Raw genomic sequence first — 22,176 nt, 5'->3', positions numbered from 1 at the left:
TTTGTTACCATTTGTAAACCAAAACGCTGCCACATGAAACATGCCTTTACGCTTATCTTCATCCTGATTTCAGTCCGCAATGTTCATGCACAGCAGACAGAATATGCCGTTCAACTCAGTTCAGGGCTTTTCAAATATGGCGGTGAGTCTGCCGTGAGCAACTCTTATTTATTTATAAGTGATATAGAGCCGCACTATAATGTGAATTCACCCTTTGGCAAAAAAAGCGGATTGTCCTATGGTTTGGGTTTGCAGGCACAACACGTTACGAAGAAACGTTTCTTGTGGGAGTTCAGGCTCGGATATGACAGGCTTACTGCGACTACGAAAATAGACAATTACACAGCGATGGGTGGTAATCTGGTTGTCACAAAAATCGATAATGGCAAGGCAAGGCTTAGCACCAACTCAGCAAGGGTAAATCCATATTTTGGATATCGTATAAATGCTGGGACCGTGCATGTCGACCTGAATGCAGGACTGAATTTGGCCTATATCCTTAAAAGCAGCAGTTACGTGACTTTCGATAATCAAAACGATGTATTTGCTCGAAGATCGGACTTCACGAGAGTTAATACGAAAATGGATTTCGGTCCGACGGCTGGCGTGGCTGTTTCGCACAAACGGCTGTCTTTAACCGCTGATTACTTCCATGGCCTCATTAATTATCAACGCATGATGGATGGCGCAAACCCCAAGGTTTATTCCAGATATCTGCGCTTCGGCATTGGTTACAGGATATTTTTACATTATCAAATGACGCGTAAATGCAAAAAGGCTCCTGCTTCGAAGTGAAACAGGAGCCTTTCTTATGACTTAATGTTAGATTTTATCTGTTTTGAGCAGATGTATAATACAGATCCAACTTCACACCAGGATCGCTGTTCCTTTGATTTCCGATCACCAAACGAGAAGCACTTTTGGTGAATTCTGTGTCAACACCGGGTTGCGTAACAAACTGCTCACTTGACGTGTTGAATGGTGAGGTTCTTAGAATAATCCCAGGCGCATTGTCCGGGTTTATGTTTAGAAGCGTTGAAATGAACCCAGTGACGTCAAAACGATAATATGATGTGTTATTGACCAAATCGACGAAATATTCAGCCGGACGCACAGCAGTGCCATCAATGTTTGAAAGTTGAAGCGGAAAACCGTTTTGGCCAAGATAGTATTGATTGTTTTTGTCAACTAAATAGGCGTATAGCACCGGAGGAGCAGGAAGATATTTCGTAACGGTGCTCTTGATTGGTGAGATCGTCAGAAAGGCCCTGTTTACAACCGTGTATGGGTTTGCACGAATGTCATTAACTGTTGGAAAATCAATTCTTGTCATTACGCCAGGGCCCGCCTGTATGAAAGACATATTCGCTGTCTGGGAAGAAGGAAGCGAGATTCTCTTGTTAGCCGGAATCTTTGCCAACTGCGTGCCGGTGTAATCTGTAATGATCCTGTTATAAGCGAGGTTGCTATTTATAACAGTTGAGTCCTTTCTGAGTCCATCATTTTCTAAAAGGTGGTAATGCAGCTGGACAGAAGTGTTTTCGTCAAGTAATTTGAATCCAACCAAAGGCCCGTTATCACTAGCGCCAGGCACCAATGCAAAACCCTTCACCAGATCAATCCACTCCGTGTTATTTGACAGCTGATTGATTTTAGCCTTTTCAAATATCTGCTTTCCAAGATTATCCGAAAGCTTGATTTTAAGCATCTTGCTGGTTCTTGGCGTAGGCACAAACTTCACTTTCCCAAGCGGATTGGCTTCATATGGAACCGTGTAAGTGTTATAGTAAGAGCTTTTAATTGTCAGATCAGCTAGCGAACGGTGAACAGAAATGTTCATCGCTACCGTCGTGTCATTATGCGTGTAGTCATCATAACGCAACGAAAGCGTTAACGAATCATAGACAGCCAGTTCAGGGATAACAATCGCGCTGCTAATTGTGGGTTGAAAGTAAGCTGACGACTGAAACTTGCCAAAGATAGGATCAATGTATCGTCCTACTAGAAGTCGGGCCGGGCCACCGGTCATTACCGAATCGGTTCCAACAGTTGATAGGGAAACTGTATTCGTATCCGTAAAAACAACGCCAAAATCGTCAACATTAGGCTGGACGATCGCCTCAATTTGATCTCCGGATGGGTCACAGCCAAAAATGGAAGCAGTTATGCCAAATAATATAAGTAATCTAAAAACCGTTGCCGATCTTTTAAGAAAATACCAGTTGAATTTCATTTAGTGCAAGAACAGTAAAAAGTGCAAAATTATCATATGTAATCTTAATTACAACACGAATCAGACAAATGGAACAAATTTAAACCGAGATCTGCGTGTTGCAACAAAACGGCTGAGCCGAACGTAAGGGTTAAAAATGGCTTTAAGATAACGGCGGTTACAGTCAGCCAACCTTTGAACTTACTTACGCCGTTCGCCGTCAAAAAGTGGCAAACATTATAAATTAACGTAAAAAGCAGACGATGTATTTTAACAAGGATGAGCCGCAGCTTCAACAACAATCCCCATATTATCAGCGTTGAAAAGCAAGTGGATGGGGCAAAGTTTTAGACAAAAAATTACATATAATTTTACTTAGCAATATCAAGATGTTATGTTTGCAAAAATTTTCAGATTGCGCTAGCTCATTATTACCAAAATCATTTTATCATTTTTCTCTCGTATCAATTAGTCAAACCATATTTTTTACATGTTTAATATCTTAAAAAAGACTTCGTTAGCCCTTCTGCTTGCCTCAACCGCGCTCGTTCAGTTTAGTTGCAATGATGATGATACCGAAGCGGATAAACTCGGAAACTGGTATAGAACAGGCATTCCAAGTTTCGGTGGATCTGCCAGGGCACGCGCAGTAAGTTTTGTAATCGGAAATAAAGGATATATCGGAACAGGTCTTACAAACGAGACTGTTCAAAGGGTTAAAGATTTCTGGTCATTTGACGCGACAACCAAGATATGGTCACAGGTTGCGCCATTTGAAGGAACAGGAAGAAATGATGCTGTTGCTTTTGTTGTAAACGGAAAAGCGTATGTAGGCACTGGTTTTGACGGTGTAACCTCAGTAGATGGCGGATATAAAAAGGATTTTTATCAATATGATCCTGCTACCAACAAGTGGACTAAAAAGGCAGACTTCGCAGGCGGAACTCGTCAATATGCAACTTCATTCGTAGCTGACAACCGTGCTTATGTTGGTCTTGGATGGAACGGCAGTGGTTATTACCAGGATTTTTATGAGTACAATCCTACAACTGACAAATGGACGGAGATTGCAACCTTTACAGGTGGAAAACGCAGAGGTGCATTGTCATTTACAGTAGGAGGCAAATCCTATGTTGGTTTTGGTCAAAACAACTCCAATGTTGAGGTGAAAGACCTTTACAGCTTTGATCCTGCCGGAAATAGCGGTACAGGTGCATGGACCAGAATGGAGTCCAACACGGATGATAAATTCGGTGGTCGTGTTTTTTGCCGTGCCATTGGTTATTAATGAAAAAGCATATGTAGTTGGTGGTCTTAACAAGTCAGATACTTGGGAGTACACTCCGTCAAGCAACACTTGGACAGAAGTTACTAGCTTCGAACCTGGTTCAAGAAGTTATGCGGTTGGATTTTCAATTGGCAATGTAGGATATCTTGGAACTGGAACCGGATCTGGTTCAACTATCCTAGACGACTTCTGGGCATTCGATCCTACTGCGGTTGTGAATGCTGACGACAACCAATAATTCGTGAGTAACAAAAAGAAACTCACTATAATAATCGGCATACTGGCCTTTGCTGCTGCCGCCTTTATCTTTCTTTCTAAAAGGGATATGGGCGCAGATGGCAAAGGCCTTCGCCGTTTTAAGGTGGAATCCGTTAAGGCTGGTTCAGGCTGGGGATATCGCATTTCGGAGAATGGTACACCTATTATCGAGCAGCTTAATGTGCCGGGAATTGCCGGAAATAATGGCTTCCAAGATGAGCAATCGGCAATAAAGACGGGTGAGCTTGTGCAGCAGAAATTAGAGAATGGAATCTTCCCTCCTTCTGTTTCTACCAGCGAACTGGATAGCTTGGGCGTTAAATATTAGCGCAAACATTATTTGGTTGGCTTCTTATCCGTGCGGAATTGATAAGTGCCCATTACGGGATAATGATCTGAATATTTAACTGTATTGAACGTTTTAAAGTCATCGATACGGATCCTGTCGGCGCTGAAAAACTGATGATCAATCCTGATAAAATAGGGCAAGTGATTAAAGGTGAATCCAAATCCCTCTCCTTTCTCTTCAAAACCATTTGTCAGCAGCGCGCGCATTTTTGCATAAACATAGCCATAAGGAATTTCGTTAAAGTCCCCGCACACAATGACCGGATAAGGTGAAGCCTTAATCCACGCGCCAAGCGCATCCATCTCATGTGACCGGCGCTCGAATCCATTCCGCATGCGTGCGAAAGTCATTTTCCCTTCTCTTTTCACCCCATCCATTTTCTTCTGGCTAACGAGGGCACCGAGCTTCAATGTCATTGAATACAAATGCACGGCAATGACACGCACTGTGTCACCTTTAATGTTGATATCTGCACGGACAAGGCCGTTTTGAGCTTCAAAAATAGTGTCTTGCGTCGAGACAATCGGATATTTGGAAAGGATAGCAACGCCCCAGGAATTACCATGCCGCTCCTTTTTCGGGCGACTGTAAAACTTCTGGAATTTGTAACCATCCTGCGTAAATGCACCATTGAAGTTGAACGGATCTTCGTGGGCACTGTAATATTCAGAAAGGCACATGATATCGGGATCAGATTCCTTAAACCAGCTTTTCATATCCGCAATGCTTTGCCGACCTTCCTTGGTCCACCAGTTTTCATAGCGCTGAAAGCTGTGCACATTGTAATTTAGCACGGAAAAGGTCCGTTCCGTTTTGAGATCGGTGGGCTCATTGCCGAAAGCGTATGTTCTGGATAAGAAAGCCCCTGCAAATAAAACCATTGCGAGCGGGAGCAACGACTTTTTTTTGTCAACAATAAGCCAGATCGGAATGCTGATAAGATGGATAACCAGCACAACAGGGAAAGACATCATCATGAATCCGGCGACCCACCCTTTCAGCGGAATCCAGAGTATGAGTATGTAAATCAGCAGGGTATAAAAAGTAAAACACTTATACAGGAACCACAATAACTTTTCTAACCCTTTCATGAAGCTAAATATCGCATTTTTTAACAAAAATAGCAGAAGGATATCAATTTAGAAGACGTCTCCATAACTTGTACAAATGATAAAATATTTTTACCTTTGCAAATAATTCTATTTTGATCGATTGATTGAGGGGGTCTTAAATCCCCTTTTTTATTTGCAGTAAGCCGTACATGACGATAAAAGAACAGTTGGAAGCTTTGCTGGAACCCTTTTTACAGGATAGCAACTGTTTCCTTGTAGACATAATCATTAAACCTTCCAAGGTAAGTCAAAAAATATCAATTCTTGTTGACAGTGACGAAGGGATTACAATCCAACAATGTACTTCCATCAGCAGGAGATTGGCTAAGCAGCTGGAAGAGCTGGAAGTATTTGCTGACGCCTACACACTTGAAGTTTCGTCGCCTGGTTTGGACCAACCTTTGCTTTTGCACAGGCAATATCTCAAAAACCTGGGCAGAAATTTAAAGGTCACTTTGAAAACAGGAGAGGTAATTTCAGGAACGCTGCTCGAGGCAAGTGAAGAAATTGTAAAATTGAAGTTGCCTGCACCTAAGAAGAAAACGAAAACACCTGTCGACGAGTCTGAACTGATCCGCGACATTCCGTTTGAAGACATATCAAAGGCTTTAATAGAAATTTCATTTAAATAAAGTTACAGTCAGATTCATATTTCTGATTTGTAATCAATTATATAATATGTATAACTTAGTATCAGCAATTATCTATAACATAAGCAATGGATAGCGGAATATTAATTGAGTCATTCGCGGAGTTCGCAAGCTCGAAAAACATCGATCGTCCAACGATGATCAGTGTTTTGGAGGAAGTGTTTCGTACTATGATTCGCAAAAAATACGGCACCGACGATAATTTTGATGTAATTATTAACCCCGAAAGTGGTGACCTTGAAATGTGGCGGACACGCGAAATCGTGGACGACAACTCCGAGGACATTTGGGATTATAACAAGATTCCGCTGGCAGAAGCCCGCAAAATCCAGAGTGACTTTGAAGTTGGTGAAGAGGTTGCAGAAGAAGTTAAGCTCGTAGAATTCGGACGCAGACTTGTTCAGACCGCTCGCCAGACATTGATCCAAAAGATCAAGGACATGGAAAAAGAAATCATGTTCGAGAAATACAAGGATCAGGTGGGTGAAATGATCACCGGCGAGGTTTATCAGACATTAAGACACGAGGTTATCATTGTAGATGGTGAAGGCAACGAACTTTCCTTGCCAAGAACCGAGCAAATCTCAAAAGATCGTTTCCGCAAAGGTGAATCGGTTAAGTCGGTGATCCACAAAGTAGAGATGAACAATGGGTCTCCAAAGATTACGCTTTCAAGAACTTCACCTGTTTTTCTTGAAAGATTGTTTGAAGTTGAGATTCCGGAGATATATGATGGAATTATTTCAGTAAGACGTGTTGTTCGTGAACCAGGGGAACGTGCAAAAGTTGCCGTTGAGTCTTACGACGACCGCATTGATCCGGTTGGAGCTTGTGTGGGTATGAAGGGTTCAAGGATTCATTCTATCGTTCGTGAACTTGGAAATGAAAACATCGATGTTATCAATTATACAGATAACCTTGAATTGTTGATTAGCAGGGCGCTTAGTCCGGCAAAAGTGAGCTCAATGCAAATTGACCGCGATGCCAAACGCGTTTCTGTTTTCCTAAAACCAGATCAGGTTTCACTTGCAATTGGTAAAGGCGGTCAGAACATCAAGCTGGCCGGCAAACTGGTTGGAATGGAAATAGATGTGTTCAGAGACATTGAAGAGCAAAATGACGAAGACGTTGATTTGACTGAATTCTCTGATGAAATTGACGAATGGATTATCAGTGAGTTGCACAAAATCGGTTTAGATACAGCCAAAAGCGTGCTCGCACTTAATAAAGAAGAACTTGTAAGAAGAACCGACCTTGAAGAAGCAACGGTTGAAGAAGTTCTTGACATTCTTCGCAAAGAGTTTGAATAATTTACAATAACCGGCAGGTTTAATCCAGGGGTTAGATCTGCCAAATGCAAAACTTTTTTCTACAAATTGCTAATATGGCAGAAGATAAAATGATGCGCCTTAGCCAAGTGGCACGGATCCTGAACGTAGGAATTACTACGATCGTGGATCATCTGTCTGCCAAAGGGTATAAGGTGGAGAGTAACCCGAATACAAAAATTAATTCTGATCAGATTGATTTTCTTTCAAAAGACTTCAAATCTGATGATCTGAGATCATCCCTTTCCTTTAAACCTGTTCAAAGCGAAGCGCCGGTAGAAATCAAGGAAGAAAAAGTAAAAAGTGATGTAGACGGAATCCTTTACTTCAGAAATAATCCTTCGAAAACCGAAGAGAAAACTGTTGTGGAAGAAGCTCCGGCCCCTCAGCCTGCTTTTGAAAACCGTCTGCCTGGGATTAAGGTGGTCGGTGAAAATCAGATTTAGACGCAAAAAGAACTGCTCCTGCACCGGCTCCTGTTGCTGAAAAGCCGCAACCGGAAAAGCCGAAAGAAGCAGTTGCTGAAAATAAAGAAGTGGCTGCTCCACCTGTGGAAGCAAAACCGCAGCAAACACCAGAGCCCGTTTCGGAAACCAAAGCACCTGCCCAGCCACAACCTGAGCCAGTCGCTGAGAAAAAGGAACAACCTGTTGTTGCTGAACAGCCAAAAGTTGAACAGCCTCAGGAAGTAAAAGCTGCCGAAGCACCAAAACCTGCTGCTGAACCAATAGCTGAGCAAAAACCTGAAACACCAGCACCAGTTGCTGCTGCACCAGCTGTGGAAACACCTGCTGAAACTGCAACGCCAGCTGCAAAACAAGAAGCTGAACCGGCAGCCCCGGCAGCGGAAGAAGCTGGCGAATCTAATTTGATTGAAGCAAAAGGAGAACAATTACGCGGATTGCGTGTAATTGGAAAAATTGAGCTTCCATCTGATAAAGCCAAGAAAAAAGATCCAGTTGCGTCTTCAAGCGATACGGCTGCTGACAAAAAGCGCCGCAGAAAACGGAAGAGAATTCGTGACGGCGTAGTTGTTGCAGGTGAAAATCGTCCGGCGGCAGCTCCATCTGATCCGAATGCACCAAGACCTAAGGAAGCGAATGTGCCTCCTGCTGGAAACCGGACAGGAAATCGTCCAAACACACCGGGAACACCATCAGCTCCTGGCACAACCGGAACAGCACCTGGAAATACGGCTAACCGCGCAGGCGGTCCTAACCGTCCGAACACAAACAGCAATAACAATCGCCGCGGAGTTAAGCGCGAGGAAGTTTCCGATAAGGAAGTTTCTGACAATATTAAGGCCACAATGGCACGTATGGGCGGTGGTAACACCCGAAATGTTGGTCGTGGAGGAAAAGGAACACGTCGCAGAGATCGTGGAGATCAAAACGATCCAAATGGTCTGGATTCAGACGAAACAAAAGTATTGCGCGTAACGGAGTTCGTTTCTGCAAACGATTTGGCTTCACTAATGGACGTTACAGTTCAGGAAGTAATTTCAGTTTGTATGAGCATGGGCATGTTCGTTTCGATCAACCAGCGCCTGGACGCAGAAGCGATCACTTTTATTGCCGATGAATTTGGCTTTGAAGTTGCATTCATTTCTGCCAGAGAAGTACAGAATGATGTGCAGGAGGAAGTTGACGAAGAAGGATCTCTTATTGAAAGAGCGCCGATTGTTACAATCATGGGTCACGTTGACCATGGTAAAACTTCGCTTCTGGATTATATCCGTCAGGAAAATGTCGCCAGCGGTGAAGCGGGTGGAATTACCCAGCACATTGGAGCATATAGCGTAAAAACCAAAACAGGAAAACAAGTAACATTCCTGGATACACCGGGTCACGAAGCATTTACAGCGATGCGTGCCCGTGGTGCTAATGTTACCGACGTTGTTATCATCGTGATTGCAGCGGATGATAGTGTAATGCCTCAAACGCGTGAAGCAATCAACCACGCACAAGTGGCTGGTGCGCCAATCGTATTTGCATTCAGTAAAGTTGATAAAGCAGGTGCCAACACGGAGAAAATTCGCGAAGAGCTTGCTAACATGAACCTTTTGGTTGAAGAATGGGGTGGTAAATATCAAACTCAGGAAATCTCTTCCAAGTCTGGTTTGGGTATCGATGAGCTGCTTGAAAAAGTATTGCTTGAAGCTGAATTGCTAGAATTGAAAGCGAATCCAAATCGTCGTGCAGCAGGAGCAGTTGTAGAAGCGTCACTTGATAAAGGACGCGGATATGTAACAACAATCCTCGTACAAACCGGAACATTGAAAGTAGGAGACGTTATTCTTGCTGGCTCACACTACGGTAAGGTAAAAGCAATGACCGACTATTTGGGTAAAAAGCTCAAAACTGCGGGACCATCTATGCCAGTTCAGTTGCTTGGTATCAATGGGGCTCCGCAAGCGGGTGATCGCTTCAATGTATTCGAAAACGAGCGTGACGCCCGTGACATTGCAACCAAACGTGAGCAGATTCAGCGTGAACAATCTATCCGGACTCGTAAGCATATTACGCTTGAAGAGATTGGACGTCGTAAGGCGATCGGAAGCTTCCGCGAGTTGAACCTGATTGTTAAAGGTGACGTGGATGGATCGGTTGAAGCACTTTCGGATTCATTATTGCAACTTTCAACATCAGAAGTTCAGGTTAACATTATCCACAAAGCAGTGGGTCAGATCTCTGAATCGGACGTTAACCTTGCGATTGCATCGGATGCGATTGTAATAGGATTCCAGGTTCGTCCTTCTTCGAATGCTAAGAAAATGGCAGAACAGGATCAAATTGAAATCCGTCATTACTCGGTCATTTATCAGGCCATTGACGAGATTAAGGATGCGATGACTGGAATGCTTGCACCTTCAATCGAGGAAATCATTACTGGTAATATCGAGATTCGTGAGGTGTTCAAAATTAGCCGGATTGGAACAATTGCAGGTTGCTATGTGACAGACGGTTATGTGAAACGTAATAACAAGATTCGTGTGATCCGTGATGGTATCGTATTACTGACCGGAGAAATCGACTCGCTGAAACGTTACAAAGACGACGTTCAGGAAGTTAAGAACGGGTATGAATGTGGTTTGAGCATTAAAAACTTTAACGACATTGAAGTGGGTGACATCATCGAAAGCTTCGAGCTTCGCGAGGTGAAACGAACACTTTAAGCATATAGGTTACTAAAAAGCCCGCTTCAAATGTTTGAAGCGGGCTTTTTATGCATTTTGTTTGACAAACTAATGTCAACCCTCAGAATCCTGAGTTTGATAATGATAAGCTTTTTTAGATGGAATGCGATAAAGCAAAATCAAGCCGACAACAAATATGACCAGCAGCGCGAGAATGCTGTTACGCATGCTTCCGGTTAGATTTTCAACCGTTCCGTAAATAAATGTTCCCAGCACAATGGCCAGCTTTTCTGTAACATCATAGAAACTAAAATAGGAAGCCGTATCCGGAATATTTTCAGGAATAAGTTTTGAATACGTGGAACGCGAAAGTGACTGAATGCCGCCCATCACCATCCCCACAGCGCAAGCCACAAAATAGAATTCCATCGCCTCGGTTGTGTAATAAGCCGCCGTGCAAATTCCAATCCAGATCGCAACGCCAACCATTAATGCAAAAATGTTTCCAATCTTGCCGGATAACCATGCAAATGTGAATGATCCGATAATGCCGACAATCTGGATCAGCAGCACCGTAACGATCAGACTTTGTGAGGGAAGCCTCAATTCCGTTGCACCAAAAATTGTCGCGACATACATGACAGTCCGCAAGCCCATCGTGTAAATGAAAAAAGCACTCAGGAATTTGGCTAAAAAGGGCTGTTGTCTGAGATTAAAGAACACTTTTTTCAGCTCTGCAAAGCCATTGAAGATCCAATTGCCTGTCCTTTCCCTGTAAACTTTTGTCACAGGCAAATACCGAAATGGGATTTGCGCAAACAAGATCCACCACACACCGACGGTAAAAAACGAAATCCTCGCAGGAAGTGCCTTATCAGTAATTCCATAAAATCCGGGAGCCAGGATCATACTTAAATTAAACAGCAGCAAAAGAACGCTTCCCAGATAACCCAAGGAAAATCCTCTTGCACTATAAGTGTCAAATTTATCTTCGGTGGCAATGTCGGGGAGATAGGAATCGTAAAAAACGATGCTTCCACTCCACCCCACCAGGCTTAGTCCGAATAAAAAGACGGAGGCTACAAGTGTGTCTTTTGTAAAAAAATACAGCAGCATGCAGCTTATAGAACCCAGATAACAGAAGAATTGCATAAAGCGCTTTTTCTTTCCGGTGAAATCTGCAATGGCCGTGCACAACGGAATAAGCAGTGCAGTAACTAAAAACGAGGCGGACACTGTGTAAGAAAAAAGCACCGAACTTTTGATCTGATAACCCAGAAAATTAGTTTCTGCGGTTCCGGAAACGCTATGGGCAGTTGCACTGAAATAAACGGGGAAAATGCTCGATACGATGACAAGGGCGTGGACAGAATTGGCCCAATCGTACATACACCAAGCATTGATAATAGAAGGATTGTTTTTCTTCATTCAAATTGAATTTGGCACAAAATAAGAAAAGCGGCAGATTATATCCGCCGCTTTCCAAAACAATATGCATATTATACCTATTTGATCACCGGCTCAAAAACCATGATCGTCTCTTGCTCCACGCCTGAAACCGGCATTTTACTCTTCAACCGAAGCTTGCTGTTCGTAAGCTCTTCGACCCCGAATTCTCCTGAGAAACCTGAAATCTTAATGTCAAGCGTTTTATTTTCATTGATCAAATACCATGTCCCGCCGTTAATGACTTGCTTGGTGCGTTGATCAATTGCTTTGGTCACATTATTTTGAAGAAACTGAATGTCCATCACTTCTTTGATGCCCTGCGTTTGTGTATTGAGCTGGTTAAGCGGAATCACTTTGCCGGTCAGGTCGGTAACTGTTGACATGCGCCACGGATAATTGATCAGAATTTTATCTTTTTCCGAAGGTTCCGGTGTCGGCGTCTCTTTTTCTCCTTATCGCAGCTCATGAGCAGCATGGCAAACAAAATGGGTGCAAAAAGCAGTATTCGTCTCATATGTGTTTATATGTTATGTTCCAGGGAATTTTGTTTCTTACTTTGTCATTGATAAGGTAAATCTTCCGATTCCCGGAAAAGTCAAATTATCCAACATTGCAAAAGTAACGAATTTGTCCGGTCAATTCTTATGGTCCACTTTACCAATACGCCGATCAAGAGCCTTTCCAGCATTATCATTTATCTACTGGCCGTTTGCACGCCTGTTTTCGGGCAGGATTGTCAGCCAGGTTATATTCTAAATCCGGTTACTGCAAACAACACGATTGAATGGAGCAAATTTCCTGAATTTTCGCTGCCATTTACCATTGTATATAATGCAACGCGCTTTGGAGACACGCAATCGCAGCCTTTGAAGCATGGTTTTAGCCACCTCGCTTCTTTCAGCGGGCGTGAACCGGGATCACTCAATAAATCGCAAAGAGCGCTGATATGGTATGGCGTCGCAACCGCAGTTGAAAATCAGCCTTGGGCGGATAACACACTCCGCAGCCCGTGGGGAAATGATACGGTTGCTTACCGCAATTATTGGGACAATTACGCTGAAACAGCAAGAGGCTATGACATTGTGTGCCTGGACATTGAGCGGATGCAACGCGAGGACCGGGATATTTTAGCCCTGAAATCAAACACAAAAATTGCCCAAAATTACCGAAGCCTGCCGGATGCAGAATTTGTTTCCACTTACAAAAGAGACATGAGATGGTGGTATACTGAAGCAATTAACCGACTCCGAATGAAAGGCATTACGGTGCCTATGTCCAGTTACAGCGATGTCCCCGTGCGCAACAGCTGGCTTAACATTACCGCCAATAGCTGGCAGGATTGGTCAACTAACCCCGAAAGAACACATTACTTAATGCAGGGAAATGATGGACAAGTGGGTGGCAGCTTCTATAATGCGCAGGATTTCCTTACGCCTTCCCCATACTTTTATTACGGATATGACAACCCGATTGGCAAGGATTATCTTTCTTATTTGCTTTTCAACATCGAAGCCAACCGCGCTTGGAGTGACAAACCGATTATTCCATTTGTGTGGATGCGCATTCATGACAGTTATGATCCCAATACGCCCCTCATTGCGCCTTTCGTAGCCGAAGCCACCGCGATTTTTCCCTTCTTTTCCGGAGCAAAAGGCCTTTGGCTCTGGGAAAATCCGTTTCCGGGTAACCGCCAGGAAAACTATGCTCCTTATGAGCGCTTTATTTACGGACTTTATCGCCTATCAATGTTTAGAGATATGTTTGACGGGGATTATGATCTGGTAATTCCGCAATCTGCTCGCGATAATATGGAACTGCAAAGCCCTGTGTGGCGCGGCATTGTAAAAGGAAGTGAAATTCTGATTGCCGCTCAAAATCCGTATGCTGACGAAAATGCTGAAACCGACGTTTTTGTGTCGCATCAGAAATGGTCGAGAAGCATAAAATTAAAAGGTCGGGAAGTTTTTCTCTGCAAATTTGATCTTAACGATACGGTCAATTCGACGGAGCCGCAACTTTCTGACGCTTATGTTTATGCCAATCCAGCCGATTTCGAATTGAAAGTTGCTTTGAATGGTGCCAATGGAGTAACTGATGTGGATTTTTCATTACTAAATACCAAAGGTCAGGTCGTTTTGCAAAAGCGTTTGAAAGCCATTGCGGGCCAAACGAAAGAAATCATTTCCCTTCCCGACTTGCTGCTGGCATGTATTTTGCCCGCTTTGCCAGCGAGAAAAAAACGATCACTAAAAAAGTGGTCATCAATCAATAGCCTTATTTCATTACTATGAATCGCCTCAGCCAACAGACCAGCCCATATTTATTACAACATGCACACAATCCAGTTGACTGGTTTCCCTGGGGCGAGGAGGCTTTAAGCAAAGCAAAGGCAGAAAACAAGCCGATTCTGGTCAGCATTGGCTATTCAGCTTGTCACTGGTGCCACGTAATGGAGCGTGAATGCTTTGAAAAAGAGCCGATTGCAGCGGTGATGAACGAACATTTCATCTGCATAAAAGTGGACCGCGAAGAACGCCCTGATGTAGATGCCGTTTACATGGATGCGGTGCAGGCCATGGGCGTGCGCGGTGGCTGGCCTTTAAATGTGTTTTTACTTCCGGATGCGCGGCCGTTTTATGGCGTAACCTATTTACCGCCTCATAATTGGGTTCAGCTTCTGAAAAGCATTGACAATGCATTTACCAAACATTATGATGAACTGGTCGGCTCGGCAGAAGGATTTTTACAAAATATGATCGTCTCCGACACGGAGAAATACGGATTAACAAATGGTGCAGGCGATTACAACATTGCGGAGCTGCACACCATGCTTGAACACCTGCAAAGGAATTTTGATACGCACAAGGGCGGCATGGACCGGGCGCCAAAGTTTCCTATGCCTTCTATTTACAAGTTTCTGCTGCGTTATTATGATGCCACACAAAATCCTGAGGCATTGGTTCAATTGGAATTATCGCTTAACCGCATTGCATTAGGCGGGATTTATGACCACGTAGGCGGAGGCTGGGCAAGATATTCTGTTGATGATGAATGGTTTATTCCCCATTTTGAAAAAATGCTTTATGATAACGGCCAGTTGCTCAGCATTTATGCGGAAGCTTATTCGCTGACTAAAAATCCGTTATACGCTGATCGCATCATCCAGACCATTGATTGGCTCAAAAAGGAAATGCTTAATCCGGAAGGTGGCTTTTATGCTGCGCTGGATGCAGATAGCGAAGGCGTTGAAGGCAAATTTTACATCTGGACTAAATCGGAACTTGAATCGATATTAGGCGACGATTTCCAATGGTTTGCAAAACTTTACAACATTTCAGAACAGGGCAACTGGGAAGAAGGTCATAATCACCTGCATTTGGTGCAAACTGTTGAACAAACGGCAAGAAACCTGCAAATTGACATTCCGGACCTTGAAATAAAATACAAAGAAGCGCTGAAAAAACTGGCAGAAAAGCGTGCTGAAAAAGTGCGGCCGGGATTGGATGACAAAACGCTTTCTTCGTGGAATGGACTGGTGATTAAAGGGTTAGTGGATTGTTACCGCGCGCTCGGAAAAGAGTATATCAGAGAAATGGCCGTTGCAGCCGGAACATTTATCAAGGACAAAATGAGCAGTGGCAACCAACTGATGCACAGCTATAAAAACGGTCACGCAAGTGTTACCGGATTTCTGGAAGATTATGCTGCGGTCATTGAAGCTTATCTTGCACTTTATCAAATTACATTTGACGAAGCGTGGATTAATCTTGCAAAAAACCTTACGGATTACACCATTCAAAACTTCTATGATCAGAAAGAAGGACTTTTTCACTTCACCGACCTGCATGGCGAAACCTTAATCGCCCGCAAAAAAGAGCTTTTTGACAATGTTGTCCCCTCGTCAAATTCCATCATGGCGCATAACTTGTACATTTTGGGAATGATGCTTGATTATGAAGAATATAGCAAGATCTCGAATCTGATGCTTGCGAAGATGAACAAGATCTTACTCGCCGATGTGCAATGGGTAACCAACTGGGCTGCATTGTATTGCATGCGTGTTACGCCCACAGCCGAAATCATCATTGTAGGCGCGGATGCTGATGAGATGCGCGAGGACTTCGACCGTTTTTTTGTCCCCAACAAGCTGGTTATGGGCACTATTGATCGTTCGGAACTGCCTTTACTGCTCGGCAGGACGGATATTAACGGGCAAACCGCCATTTACATTTGCTATGACAAAACGTGCCAGCTGCCCGTAACGCAAGTTGAAGATGCGCTCAACCAGCTGGCGATGGGGATTTAGAGCAAAGGGTAATATTGTTCTGAAATGACGCGCATATGATGAATGGGATGTCCAAGAATAACAAAACCCAATGCAAGCGCAGAAATTTCTGTTTGATAAGCAATTCCGGAACGCAACATCATTGCCTCATTCATATGGTTGAAAAGGAGAATTGTCGATTGCCGGACTTGGTTAAATTCTTCCATCAAATCCACAATCGTGCGGTCATTTGCATTGGTGTTTGCCGCCAAAAGCTCCTGGTCATATCCGGGCAATGAAGTTCTGTCGTTTCTCGAAAAACGCATTGCACGGTAAGACATGATGCGCTCATTATCGATCACGTGCTGCAAAATATCCTTTACGCTCCATTTCCCTGCGGCATAAGCGCGGTCCTGTAGTGCAACGAGCTTTTTCAGTTTCAGAATAAATATTTTCAGGAGCATATTTTTCAAAAGCTTCGAAAATGTCAATGTCTTCGACGAGATTAATGTAACGGTCAAAAAACGGAGGCATCGGATTGATTGCAGATCTTTTCATGCGGATGGCTAAGTCAGATTTGTTTTTATTTGATAAAAGCCCGTGTTGGTTTGGCAACATTTAAGCTGGTCCGTAAGTTAAAAAAAATCGCTGTACGCATTATAGTAAGGGTTGAAAGACAGTTTTTTATGCAACACTTGCTTAAATGGATCCAACTTGATTACATTTGGATATAAATCCTCTTTGAATTGAAAAGACTTCTACCGATAGGTCTATTGGCACTGCTGCTCTACAACACGTTTGGGCTGACATTTGCCGTGCTTTTCTTCGAGAGCGATTATCAGACTTTGTCGGGAACCAATGTTGATTCCAAATCAAAATTGGTCAAAATGCACTTGCCTTCTTTGCCTTATGGAGGCGATCTGGAAATTACACAAACCCCGCAAGGCCTTATCCGTCAAGACAATAACTTCTATAATCCCACCGAGGTCCTCCATGAAAATGACACGCTTTATGTGACTTTGGAAGAGAATCAGGCTGCACGAGATCACTTTTTTGAATTAGCAAATGCAATGGAGGTGCTCAGTTCGCCTGACGCCGAAAGCTCCCAAAACCCTTATGGTAAGGCCATTAAGCTCCTAAGTGGTCTGCTTAAAAATTACGTTCCGATTTCTGACGGCATAACCTTTCCAACAAGTTCTTTTATTGAAGAAAACGAGCGCTTAACAAGCGTTCCCTTCCAAAATATCTATTCGGCCATCTTCATGCAGCTTCCAAATCCTCCCCGGAACGCTGCTGACCTTCGCTTATCCTGCTATATAGTAAGCGATTAAATCAAATTTTTCAAAATCAGAATAGAAACGGCCTCATCTCGACAGGAGCAGGCTAACATTGTTATTCCTCAAGAAACAAATGCTGAAATCTTTACAAAAAGTGAAGCGGGCTTTTGCCTTGCTTTTGCTGATCATTGCTTGCGCAGGCCAGTCTGCTTTCGCGCAAATGCCAAATGACGCAATTTATATGTCTAAAAATACGGCTTGCCTAGCGCTGTCGTATGGCCACAGTTCATGGGACAAATATTGGGAAAACTCACTCAAACGTGAAAATCTCAACATTGGAACCCATACAACGCAAAGTGCAATGGCTATGCTTGCCGTTGGTGTTACCAAAAATTTGAATGTAATCGTTGGCGTTCCTTACGTATGGACACAAACGAGCGCTGGAAATCTAAAATGGCAAAACGGATTTCAAGACGCTTCCCTATGGCTTAAATATCGATTTGTCAATACAAATGGTTTTTCGCTGCATGCAATCGGCGGCGCCTCCATTCCAATGGGCAACTACATTCCGGATTTCCTTCCTATGTCAATCGGAATTCAATGTAAAACAGCGACTGCGCGTCTTTTGGCCAGATATCGCCACACAAGCGGCATTTACCTGAGCGCATCCGGAAGCTACATTTTCAGAAGCAACATTAAGATCGATCGTGATTCTTATTTGTCAGACGGCGCTTTGCACAGCACCAATAAAGTGATGGTTCCCAACGCTTATGACGCATCTGCAAGACTGGGTTACCTGAAACGGGCAATTCAGGCGGAAGTTTTCGCTGAATATGGCGCTTGTGATGGCGGAGACAACATTCGCCGTAATGATATGCCATTTCCTACAAACAATATGAAGACCACGCTCGCTGGTGTTTACGCAAAATTTCAGCCTAAAAACCTAGGAGTGAATGCCCGTGCAGCTTACGTGCTCGACGGCACCAATGTAGGACAAAGCACTTCTTTTTCAGTCGGCGTATTGTATCAATTCAGATACATTAAAGCGGACAAAAACCCAAATATGCATCAATAGTCATGAAATACTTAAAAAAACGCAGTCAGCTGATTGCTTATACATTATTTGTTACAATGCTCGCTGCTTCTTGCAGCAAGACAGTGGATGAGCCAACCGCTGCTATCAACACACCTTCCAGCCTTGATGCGGGAGCAGGCAACTGGAAACCATTTGTCCTGTCGTCTTCCAGTGAAGTTGCAGTTGCGGAGCCCACTGCGGCCAGTTCAGCAGAATATAAGGCTGAAATCGCCAAATTGAAGGAAACTGTTTCAAAAGTGACACCCCAGCAAAAAGAACTGGTCAATTACTGGGGCGCAGGCGCTGCATTTCGGTGGAATGAAATCGGTCGCGAATTAGCCGCGCGTTACAATACACCGCCGGCTTCCAACCAAGACGGAAAATATCCGGTGCCCGATCCTGCAAATCCACTCGCAGATCCGAAGTTCCCGTTCGCAAATCCGCCTTATACGGCACGTGCGCTGGCTTATTTGAGCGTTGCACAATATGATGCGCTTGTAAGTGCATGGAATTATAAGTTCAAATTCAACCGCAAAGCACCTTCTAAAACAGACGAATCTATCCAAACGGCGCTTCCGGTTACAGACCTTCCATCCTATCCGTCAGAAGATGCGGTTGTGGCAGAAGCTTCATTTCTAGTTTTGAAAGCAATGTTTCCGGGAGAAGTGCCTTTTTTGGAACAAAAATTAGCAGAGCATAAAAACAGCCGCCTATGGGCTGGAATGAATGTGGAAAGTGACATTGCTGCCGGTGCAGAACTTGGCAAAGCGGTTGGAGCGAAAGTGATGGCCCGTGCGAAAACAGACGGCATGGGAACGGCAAATAATCAGGCAAAAACGGCCGAAATGATTGCTAATGCCAAAGCAATCGGCACAAGCGAGGTTTGGGTAAGTCAGGAAGTTCCGGCACGCCCACCGATGTTGCCGACATACGGATTTGTAACGCCATGGAATTTTGATAAAGCAATGGTTCCGACCATGCGCCCGGGCCCTCCACCAGCCATTGGCAGCCCGGAATATCTCGAAAACATCAATGAGTTATTGGAGGTTGCAAAAAAGCAAACGCGCGATCAGGCACGCATCGCGAGCTTCTGGTCTGACGGAGTGGGCAGTTACACGCCTCCAGGCCACTGGCACAGACGGGCTGCTGACCTTTGTCACAAAAATGCTTTCAGTGAAGTGCGGACAGCGCGGACGCTGGCACTTTTGGGAACAACATTGCAGGATGCTGGCATTTGCTGCTGGGATGCGAAATACTATTATTACTATCCACGCCCGAATCAGATGAATAAGAAGATCAAAACGTCGGTTGGGTTGCCTAATTTCCCTTCCTACACGTCTGGTCACTCAACATTCTCCGGTGCAGCAGCGGAATTGCTGGCCTACATTTTCCCTGAGGAAAAACAAAAGATTGATGAAATGGCGCAGGAAGCCTCCGTTTCCCGCATTTATGGGTTGATACATTATCGCTTCGACTGTGAGGCAGGTTTGGAATCGGGCCACAAAGTTGGTGAAACCGCAGTGGCAAGAGCAAAAGCCGATGGCGCTAACTAAGGTTTTAAATTAAAAGCAAAAGCCCCGTGCAAATCATTTGTACGGGGCTTTTGCTTTTTAAGCCAGGTTTGTAATGTCAAAAGGCAATTTCCTAAGCCGCTTGCCCGTCGCTGCGAAAACTGCATTGCCTAGTGCGGGGGCAATCGGCGGCAGTCCCGGCTCTCCTACTCCGCCCGGTGCGGCACCGCTGTCAATGATGTGAATTTCCATTGCAGGCGTTTCATTGAGTCGCATGATGTTGTATTGATGAAAATTCGTCTGGTCGCTCACGCCGTTGGTGAATGTAATGCCATCTTTGATTGCGGCAGTAAGTCCCATCACAATGTTGCCCTCCGTCTGCGCCTTCACATTATCAGGATTCACGTAATGTCCGCAATCAATCACCGACACAACTTTATCAATTTTAACGCCTTGATCTTTTTTGGAAACTGTAATACAACAAGCTGATATGCTGTTAAATGAGCTAAAAATAGCAAGTCCTTTTCCAGATCCTTCGGGCAGTTTCTCTTCCCAATTGGCTTTCTCGGCCAGTGTTTCCAGCACTGTTTTAAAGCGGTCATCCGTTAAGATTTCCATTCTGGCTTTCAGCGGATCTTTTTTGGCAAGATGCGCCAGCTCGTCAACGAAACATTCTTGTCCCCAGCCAAAGTTAGAAGCATAAACAGAACGCCACCAAACCACCGGAATGTCCGTTTTTACATTCGTCCAGCTCACTTTGGAAGCGCCGTCAAAACGATATTTGTTATTTTCCGTCGCAAGTTCGCCGCTTAACCAGGAGTCTGCTTCCGTGTCTTTTAATTGACCAAAAACCTGACCAGCAATGGATTCACCGATCGCGTGATGATGGAAACCGGTGATCTTTCCGTTTTCTACAAAACCCTGCATATGACTCAACATTCCGGGCCGGTAAGGTCCTTGTGAAATGTCGTCTTCACGCGTCCAGACCACCTTAACGGGCTTTTTGATCGCCTTGGAAATGTGGCATGCTTCCAGCACAAAATCGTGATAAGCTTTTCTTCCAAATGCGCCTCCCAGCAATGTAACATTGATTTTGACCTGCTCGGGTTTGAGTTTTAAATAACCGCAAATGTCCCGCATCGCCCAGTCTGGCCCTTGCACCGGTGCCCAAACTTCGACCGTTCCATCTTCCTTCACGTGCGCAACCGCATTTTCGGGTTCAATGGGCGCATGCGCCAAAAATGGCGTTTCGTAGTTCGATTCTATCTTTTCTTTGGCAGCTGCATATTTTACTGAAAAATCACCTTTTTCCTCCGCATTAATGCCGTCTTTTTTAGCAGCATCATAAGTGGCGGCGAAGTAATTGGCTGTATTCACTTTTTGTTCCAGATCGCCATTGTCCCATTTAACGATCAAAGCTTTTTTGCCTTTTAAAGCCGCCCAATAATTGGTTGCGACAACCGCCACAGCTTCGGAAGTCCGGTGCGGCATCGGCCTTTCGGTTTTGATCACTTGCAGCACGCCTTTGACCTTTTTAGCTTCCGAATCTTCAATAGAAACGATTTTGCCATGCAACATAGGCGAATGTAAAATGCTGGCATATACCATTCCAGGCACATCGACGTCAATGCCGTAAACCGCCTTTCCATTCACACGCTCCGGAACGTCCAGCCTTTTGTTGTATTTACCAATGAGCTTAAAATCCTTGGCATCTTTCAGCTTCGGGTCTTTCGGAATTTCCAGCTTAGACGCTTCATCGGCCAGCTCGCCGTAAGTAAGGCTTTTGCCACTTGCCTTATGAATGATTTTAGCATCTTCCGCATGACATTCGGAAACAGGCACATTCCATCTTTTTGCAGCAGTCGCCGTCAGCATTTCACGGGCTGCGGCGCCGGCTTTACGGATTGGTAACCATAATTCGCGAACAGAACTGCTTCCTCCAGACGTTCTGGCTTCCATATTTACCCATGCCGTCACTTTGAATGATCAGCACTTTTTCGAGGCTTACTTCCAGCTCTTCCGCCAAAAGTGAAGGCACTGCCTGCGTTGATCCCTGGCCCATATCGGGTCGTGGGTTAACCAATGTAATGTTGCCATTGGTGTCGATAATGATGAAAGGATTGATTTCCAATCGAAGCACGGCCGGTGTGATTTTCTTCAAAGAAGCGTCCCGCGTAAATCCGGAAATGCCCAGCGCGAGCCCGAATGTCGTTATGCCGGAAACTTTCAGAAAGTCGCGGCGAGAGGTTTGTATATTTTTCAATGTG

The 22,176-nt window shown here is 44.3% G+C and carries 20 protein-coding genes; 13 read left to right on the top strand and 7 right to left on the bottom strand.

Translation table 11 applies throughout. The annotated features are described in order from the left end of the window. Window positions 1–33 precede the first annotated feature (33 nt). On the top strand, window positions 34–795 hold the full coding sequence (locus tag AC0IYG_RS24585; protein WP_471713710.1) for a hypothetical protein: 762 nt from the start codon (window positions 34–36) through the stop codon (window positions 793–795). 34 nt (window positions 796–829) lie between these two features. Here the strand turns inward: AC0IYG_RS24585 and AC0IYG_RS24580 are convergent, their stop codons facing one another. After that, a complete protein-coding gene (locus AC0IYG_RS24580) occupies window positions 830–2,233 on the bottom strand; it encodes a DUF4270 family protein (RefSeq protein WP_471713709.1) in 1,404 nt (467 codons plus the stop codon). A gap of 469 nt (window positions 2,234–2,702) precedes the next feature. On the opposite strand from AC0IYG_RS24580, the gene AC0IYG_RS24575 reads away from it, so the two are divergent. The 3 genes from AC0IYG_RS24575 to AC0IYG_RS24565 are packed head-to-tail and all read left to right on the top strand — an operon-like array spanning window position 2,703 to window position 4,086. Continuing rightward, the gene (locus AC0IYG_RS24575) at window positions 2,703–3,500 is read left to right on the top strand and encodes a Kelch repeat-containing protein (RefSeq protein WP_471713708.1); all 798 of its coding nucleotides are present in this window, start codon (window positions 2,703–2,705) and stop codon (window positions 3,498–3,500) included. Next, on the top strand, window positions 3,454–3,738 hold the full coding sequence (locus AC0IYG_RS24570; protein ID WP_471713707.1) for a hypothetical protein: 285 nt from the start codon (window positions 3,454–3,456) through the stop codon (window positions 3,736–3,738). The genes AC0IYG_RS24575 and AC0IYG_RS24570 overlap by 47 nt, the downstream gene beginning before the upstream one ends. A gap of 3 nt (window positions 3,739–3,741) precedes the next feature. After that, entirely contained in the window at window positions 3,742–4,086 is a 345-nt protein-coding gene (locus AC0IYG_RS24565; RefSeq protein WP_471713706.1) for a DUF4907 domain-containing protein, read from the top strand. Between the two features lie 8 nt (window positions 4,087–4,094). Here AC0IYG_RS24565 and AC0IYG_RS24560 read toward each other — a convergent pair whose 3' ends face one another. After that, window positions 4,095–5,198 carry an endonuclease/exonuclease/phosphatase family protein gene (locus AC0IYG_RS24560; RefSeq protein ID WP_471713705.1) on the bottom strand — a complete coding sequence of 368 codons (1,104 nt, stop codon included), beginning with the start codon at window positions 5,196–5,198 and terminating at the stop codon, window positions 4,095–4,097. Window positions 5,199–5,368: 170 nt separating this feature from the next. On the opposite strand from AC0IYG_RS24560, the gene AC0IYG_RS24555 reads away from it, so the two are divergent. From AC0IYG_RS24555 to infB, 4 genes are all read left to right on the top strand, one after another. Further along, a complete protein-coding gene (locus AC0IYG_RS24555) occupies window positions 5,369–5,851 on the top strand; it encodes a ribosome maturation factor RimP (RefSeq protein WP_471713704.1) in 483 nt (160 codons plus the stop codon). 86 nt (window positions 5,852–5,937) lie between these two features. After that, the gene (gene nusA / locus AC0IYG_RS24550; RefSeq protein ID WP_471713703.1) at window positions 5,938–7,179 is read left to right on the top strand and encodes a transcription termination factor NusA; all 1,242 of its coding nucleotides are present in this window, start codon (window positions 5,938–5,940) and stop codon (window positions 7,177–7,179) included. 74 nt (window positions 7,180–7,253) lie between these two features. Further along, a complete protein-coding gene (locus AC0IYG_RS24545) occupies window positions 7,254–7,643 on the top strand; it encodes a hypothetical protein (protein ID WP_471713702.1) in 390 nt (129 codons plus the stop codon). Window positions 7,644–7,732: 89 nt separating this feature from the next. Then, a complete protein-coding gene (gene infB, locus AC0IYG_RS24540) occupies window positions 7,733–10,372 on the top strand; it encodes a translation initiation factor IF-2 (RefSeq protein ID WP_471713701.1) in 2,640 nt (879 codons plus the stop codon). A 75-nt stretch (window positions 10,373–10,447) separates the two neighbouring features. Here infB and AC0IYG_RS24535 read toward each other — a convergent pair whose 3' ends face one another. Then, a complete protein-coding gene (locus AC0IYG_RS24535) occupies window positions 10,448–11,761 on the bottom strand; it encodes an MFS transporter (protein ID WP_471713700.1) in 1,314 nt (437 codons plus the stop codon). Window positions 11,762–11,838: 77 nt separating this feature from the next. Continuing rightward, complete coding sequence (locus tag AC0IYG_RS24530) at window positions 11,839–12,165, bottom strand: hypothetical protein (protein WP_471713699.1); 327 nt, start codon at window positions 12,163–12,165, stop codon at window positions 11,839–11,841. 261 nt (window positions 12,166–12,426) lie between these two features. Between AC0IYG_RS24530 and AC0IYG_RS24525 the strand changes: the two genes are divergently transcribed. Further along, a complete protein-coding gene (locus AC0IYG_RS24525) occupies window positions 12,427–14,073 on the top strand; it encodes a T9SS type A sorting domain-containing protein (RefSeq protein ID WP_471713698.1) in 1,647 nt (548 codons plus the stop codon). Next, a complete protein-coding gene (locus AC0IYG_RS24520; RefSeq protein WP_471713697.1) occupies window positions 14,070–16,088 on the top strand; it encodes a thioredoxin domain-containing protein in 2,019 nt (672 codons plus the stop codon). Before AC0IYG_RS24525 ends, AC0IYG_RS24520 begins: the two co-directional genes overlap by 4 nt. Here the strand turns inward: AC0IYG_RS24520 and AC0IYG_RS24515 are convergent. Continuing rightward, on the bottom strand, window positions 16,085–16,567 hold the full coding sequence (locus AC0IYG_RS24515) for a DinB family protein (RefSeq protein WP_471713696.1): 483 nt from the start codon (window positions 16,565–16,567) through the stop codon (window positions 16,085–16,087). The two genes, AC0IYG_RS24520 and AC0IYG_RS24515, sit on opposite strands and share 4 nt — an antisense overlap. Before the next feature lie 225 nt (window positions 16,568–16,792). Here AC0IYG_RS24515 and AC0IYG_RS24510 point away from each other — a divergent pair, with 225 nt between their 5' ends. From AC0IYG_RS24510 to AC0IYG_RS24500, 3 genes are all read left to right on the top strand, one after another. After that, window positions 16,793–17,377, top strand: coding sequence for a hypothetical protein (locus tag AC0IYG_RS24510; protein WP_471713695.1), 585 nt, complete (start codon window positions 16,793–16,795; stop codon window positions 17,375–17,377). A 79-nt stretch (window positions 17,378–17,456) separates the two neighbouring features. Beyond that, entirely contained in the window at window positions 17,457–18,398 is a 942-nt protein-coding gene (locus tag AC0IYG_RS24505; RefSeq protein ID WP_471713694.1) for a hypothetical protein, read from the top strand. A 2-nt stretch (window positions 18,399–18,400) separates the two neighbouring features. Continuing rightward, window positions 18,401–19,951 (top strand): phosphatase PAP2 family protein, encoded by a 1,551-nt coding sequence (locus AC0IYG_RS24500; RefSeq protein ID WP_471713692.1) that lies wholly within the window; start codon window positions 18,401–18,403, stop codon window positions 19,949–19,951. Window positions 19,952–20,008: 57 nt separating this feature from the next. Here the strand turns inward: AC0IYG_RS24500 and AC0IYG_RS24495 are convergent, their stop codons facing one another. Both AC0IYG_RS24495 and AC0IYG_RS24490 read right to left on the bottom strand, forming a co-directional pair. Beyond that, window positions 20,009–21,868 (bottom strand): xanthine dehydrogenase family protein molybdopterin-binding subunit, encoded by a 1,860-nt coding sequence (locus AC0IYG_RS24495; protein WP_471713691.1) that lies wholly within the window; start codon window positions 21,866–21,868, stop codon window positions 20,009–20,011. Further along, complete coding sequence (locus AC0IYG_RS24490; protein ID WP_471713690.1) at window positions 21,807–22,172, bottom strand: twin-arginine translocation signal domain-containing protein; 366 nt, start codon at window positions 22,170–22,172, stop codon at window positions 21,807–21,809. The genes AC0IYG_RS24495 and AC0IYG_RS24490 overlap by 62 nt, the downstream gene beginning before the upstream one ends. Window positions 22,173–22,176: the final 4 nt, after the last annotated feature.

This window comes from Dyadobacter sp. AC419 (assembly GCF_979253085.1).
The sequence above is the reverse complement of the archived record's forward strand: the minus strand, read 5'-3'. Positions and strand labels throughout refer to the sequence as shown.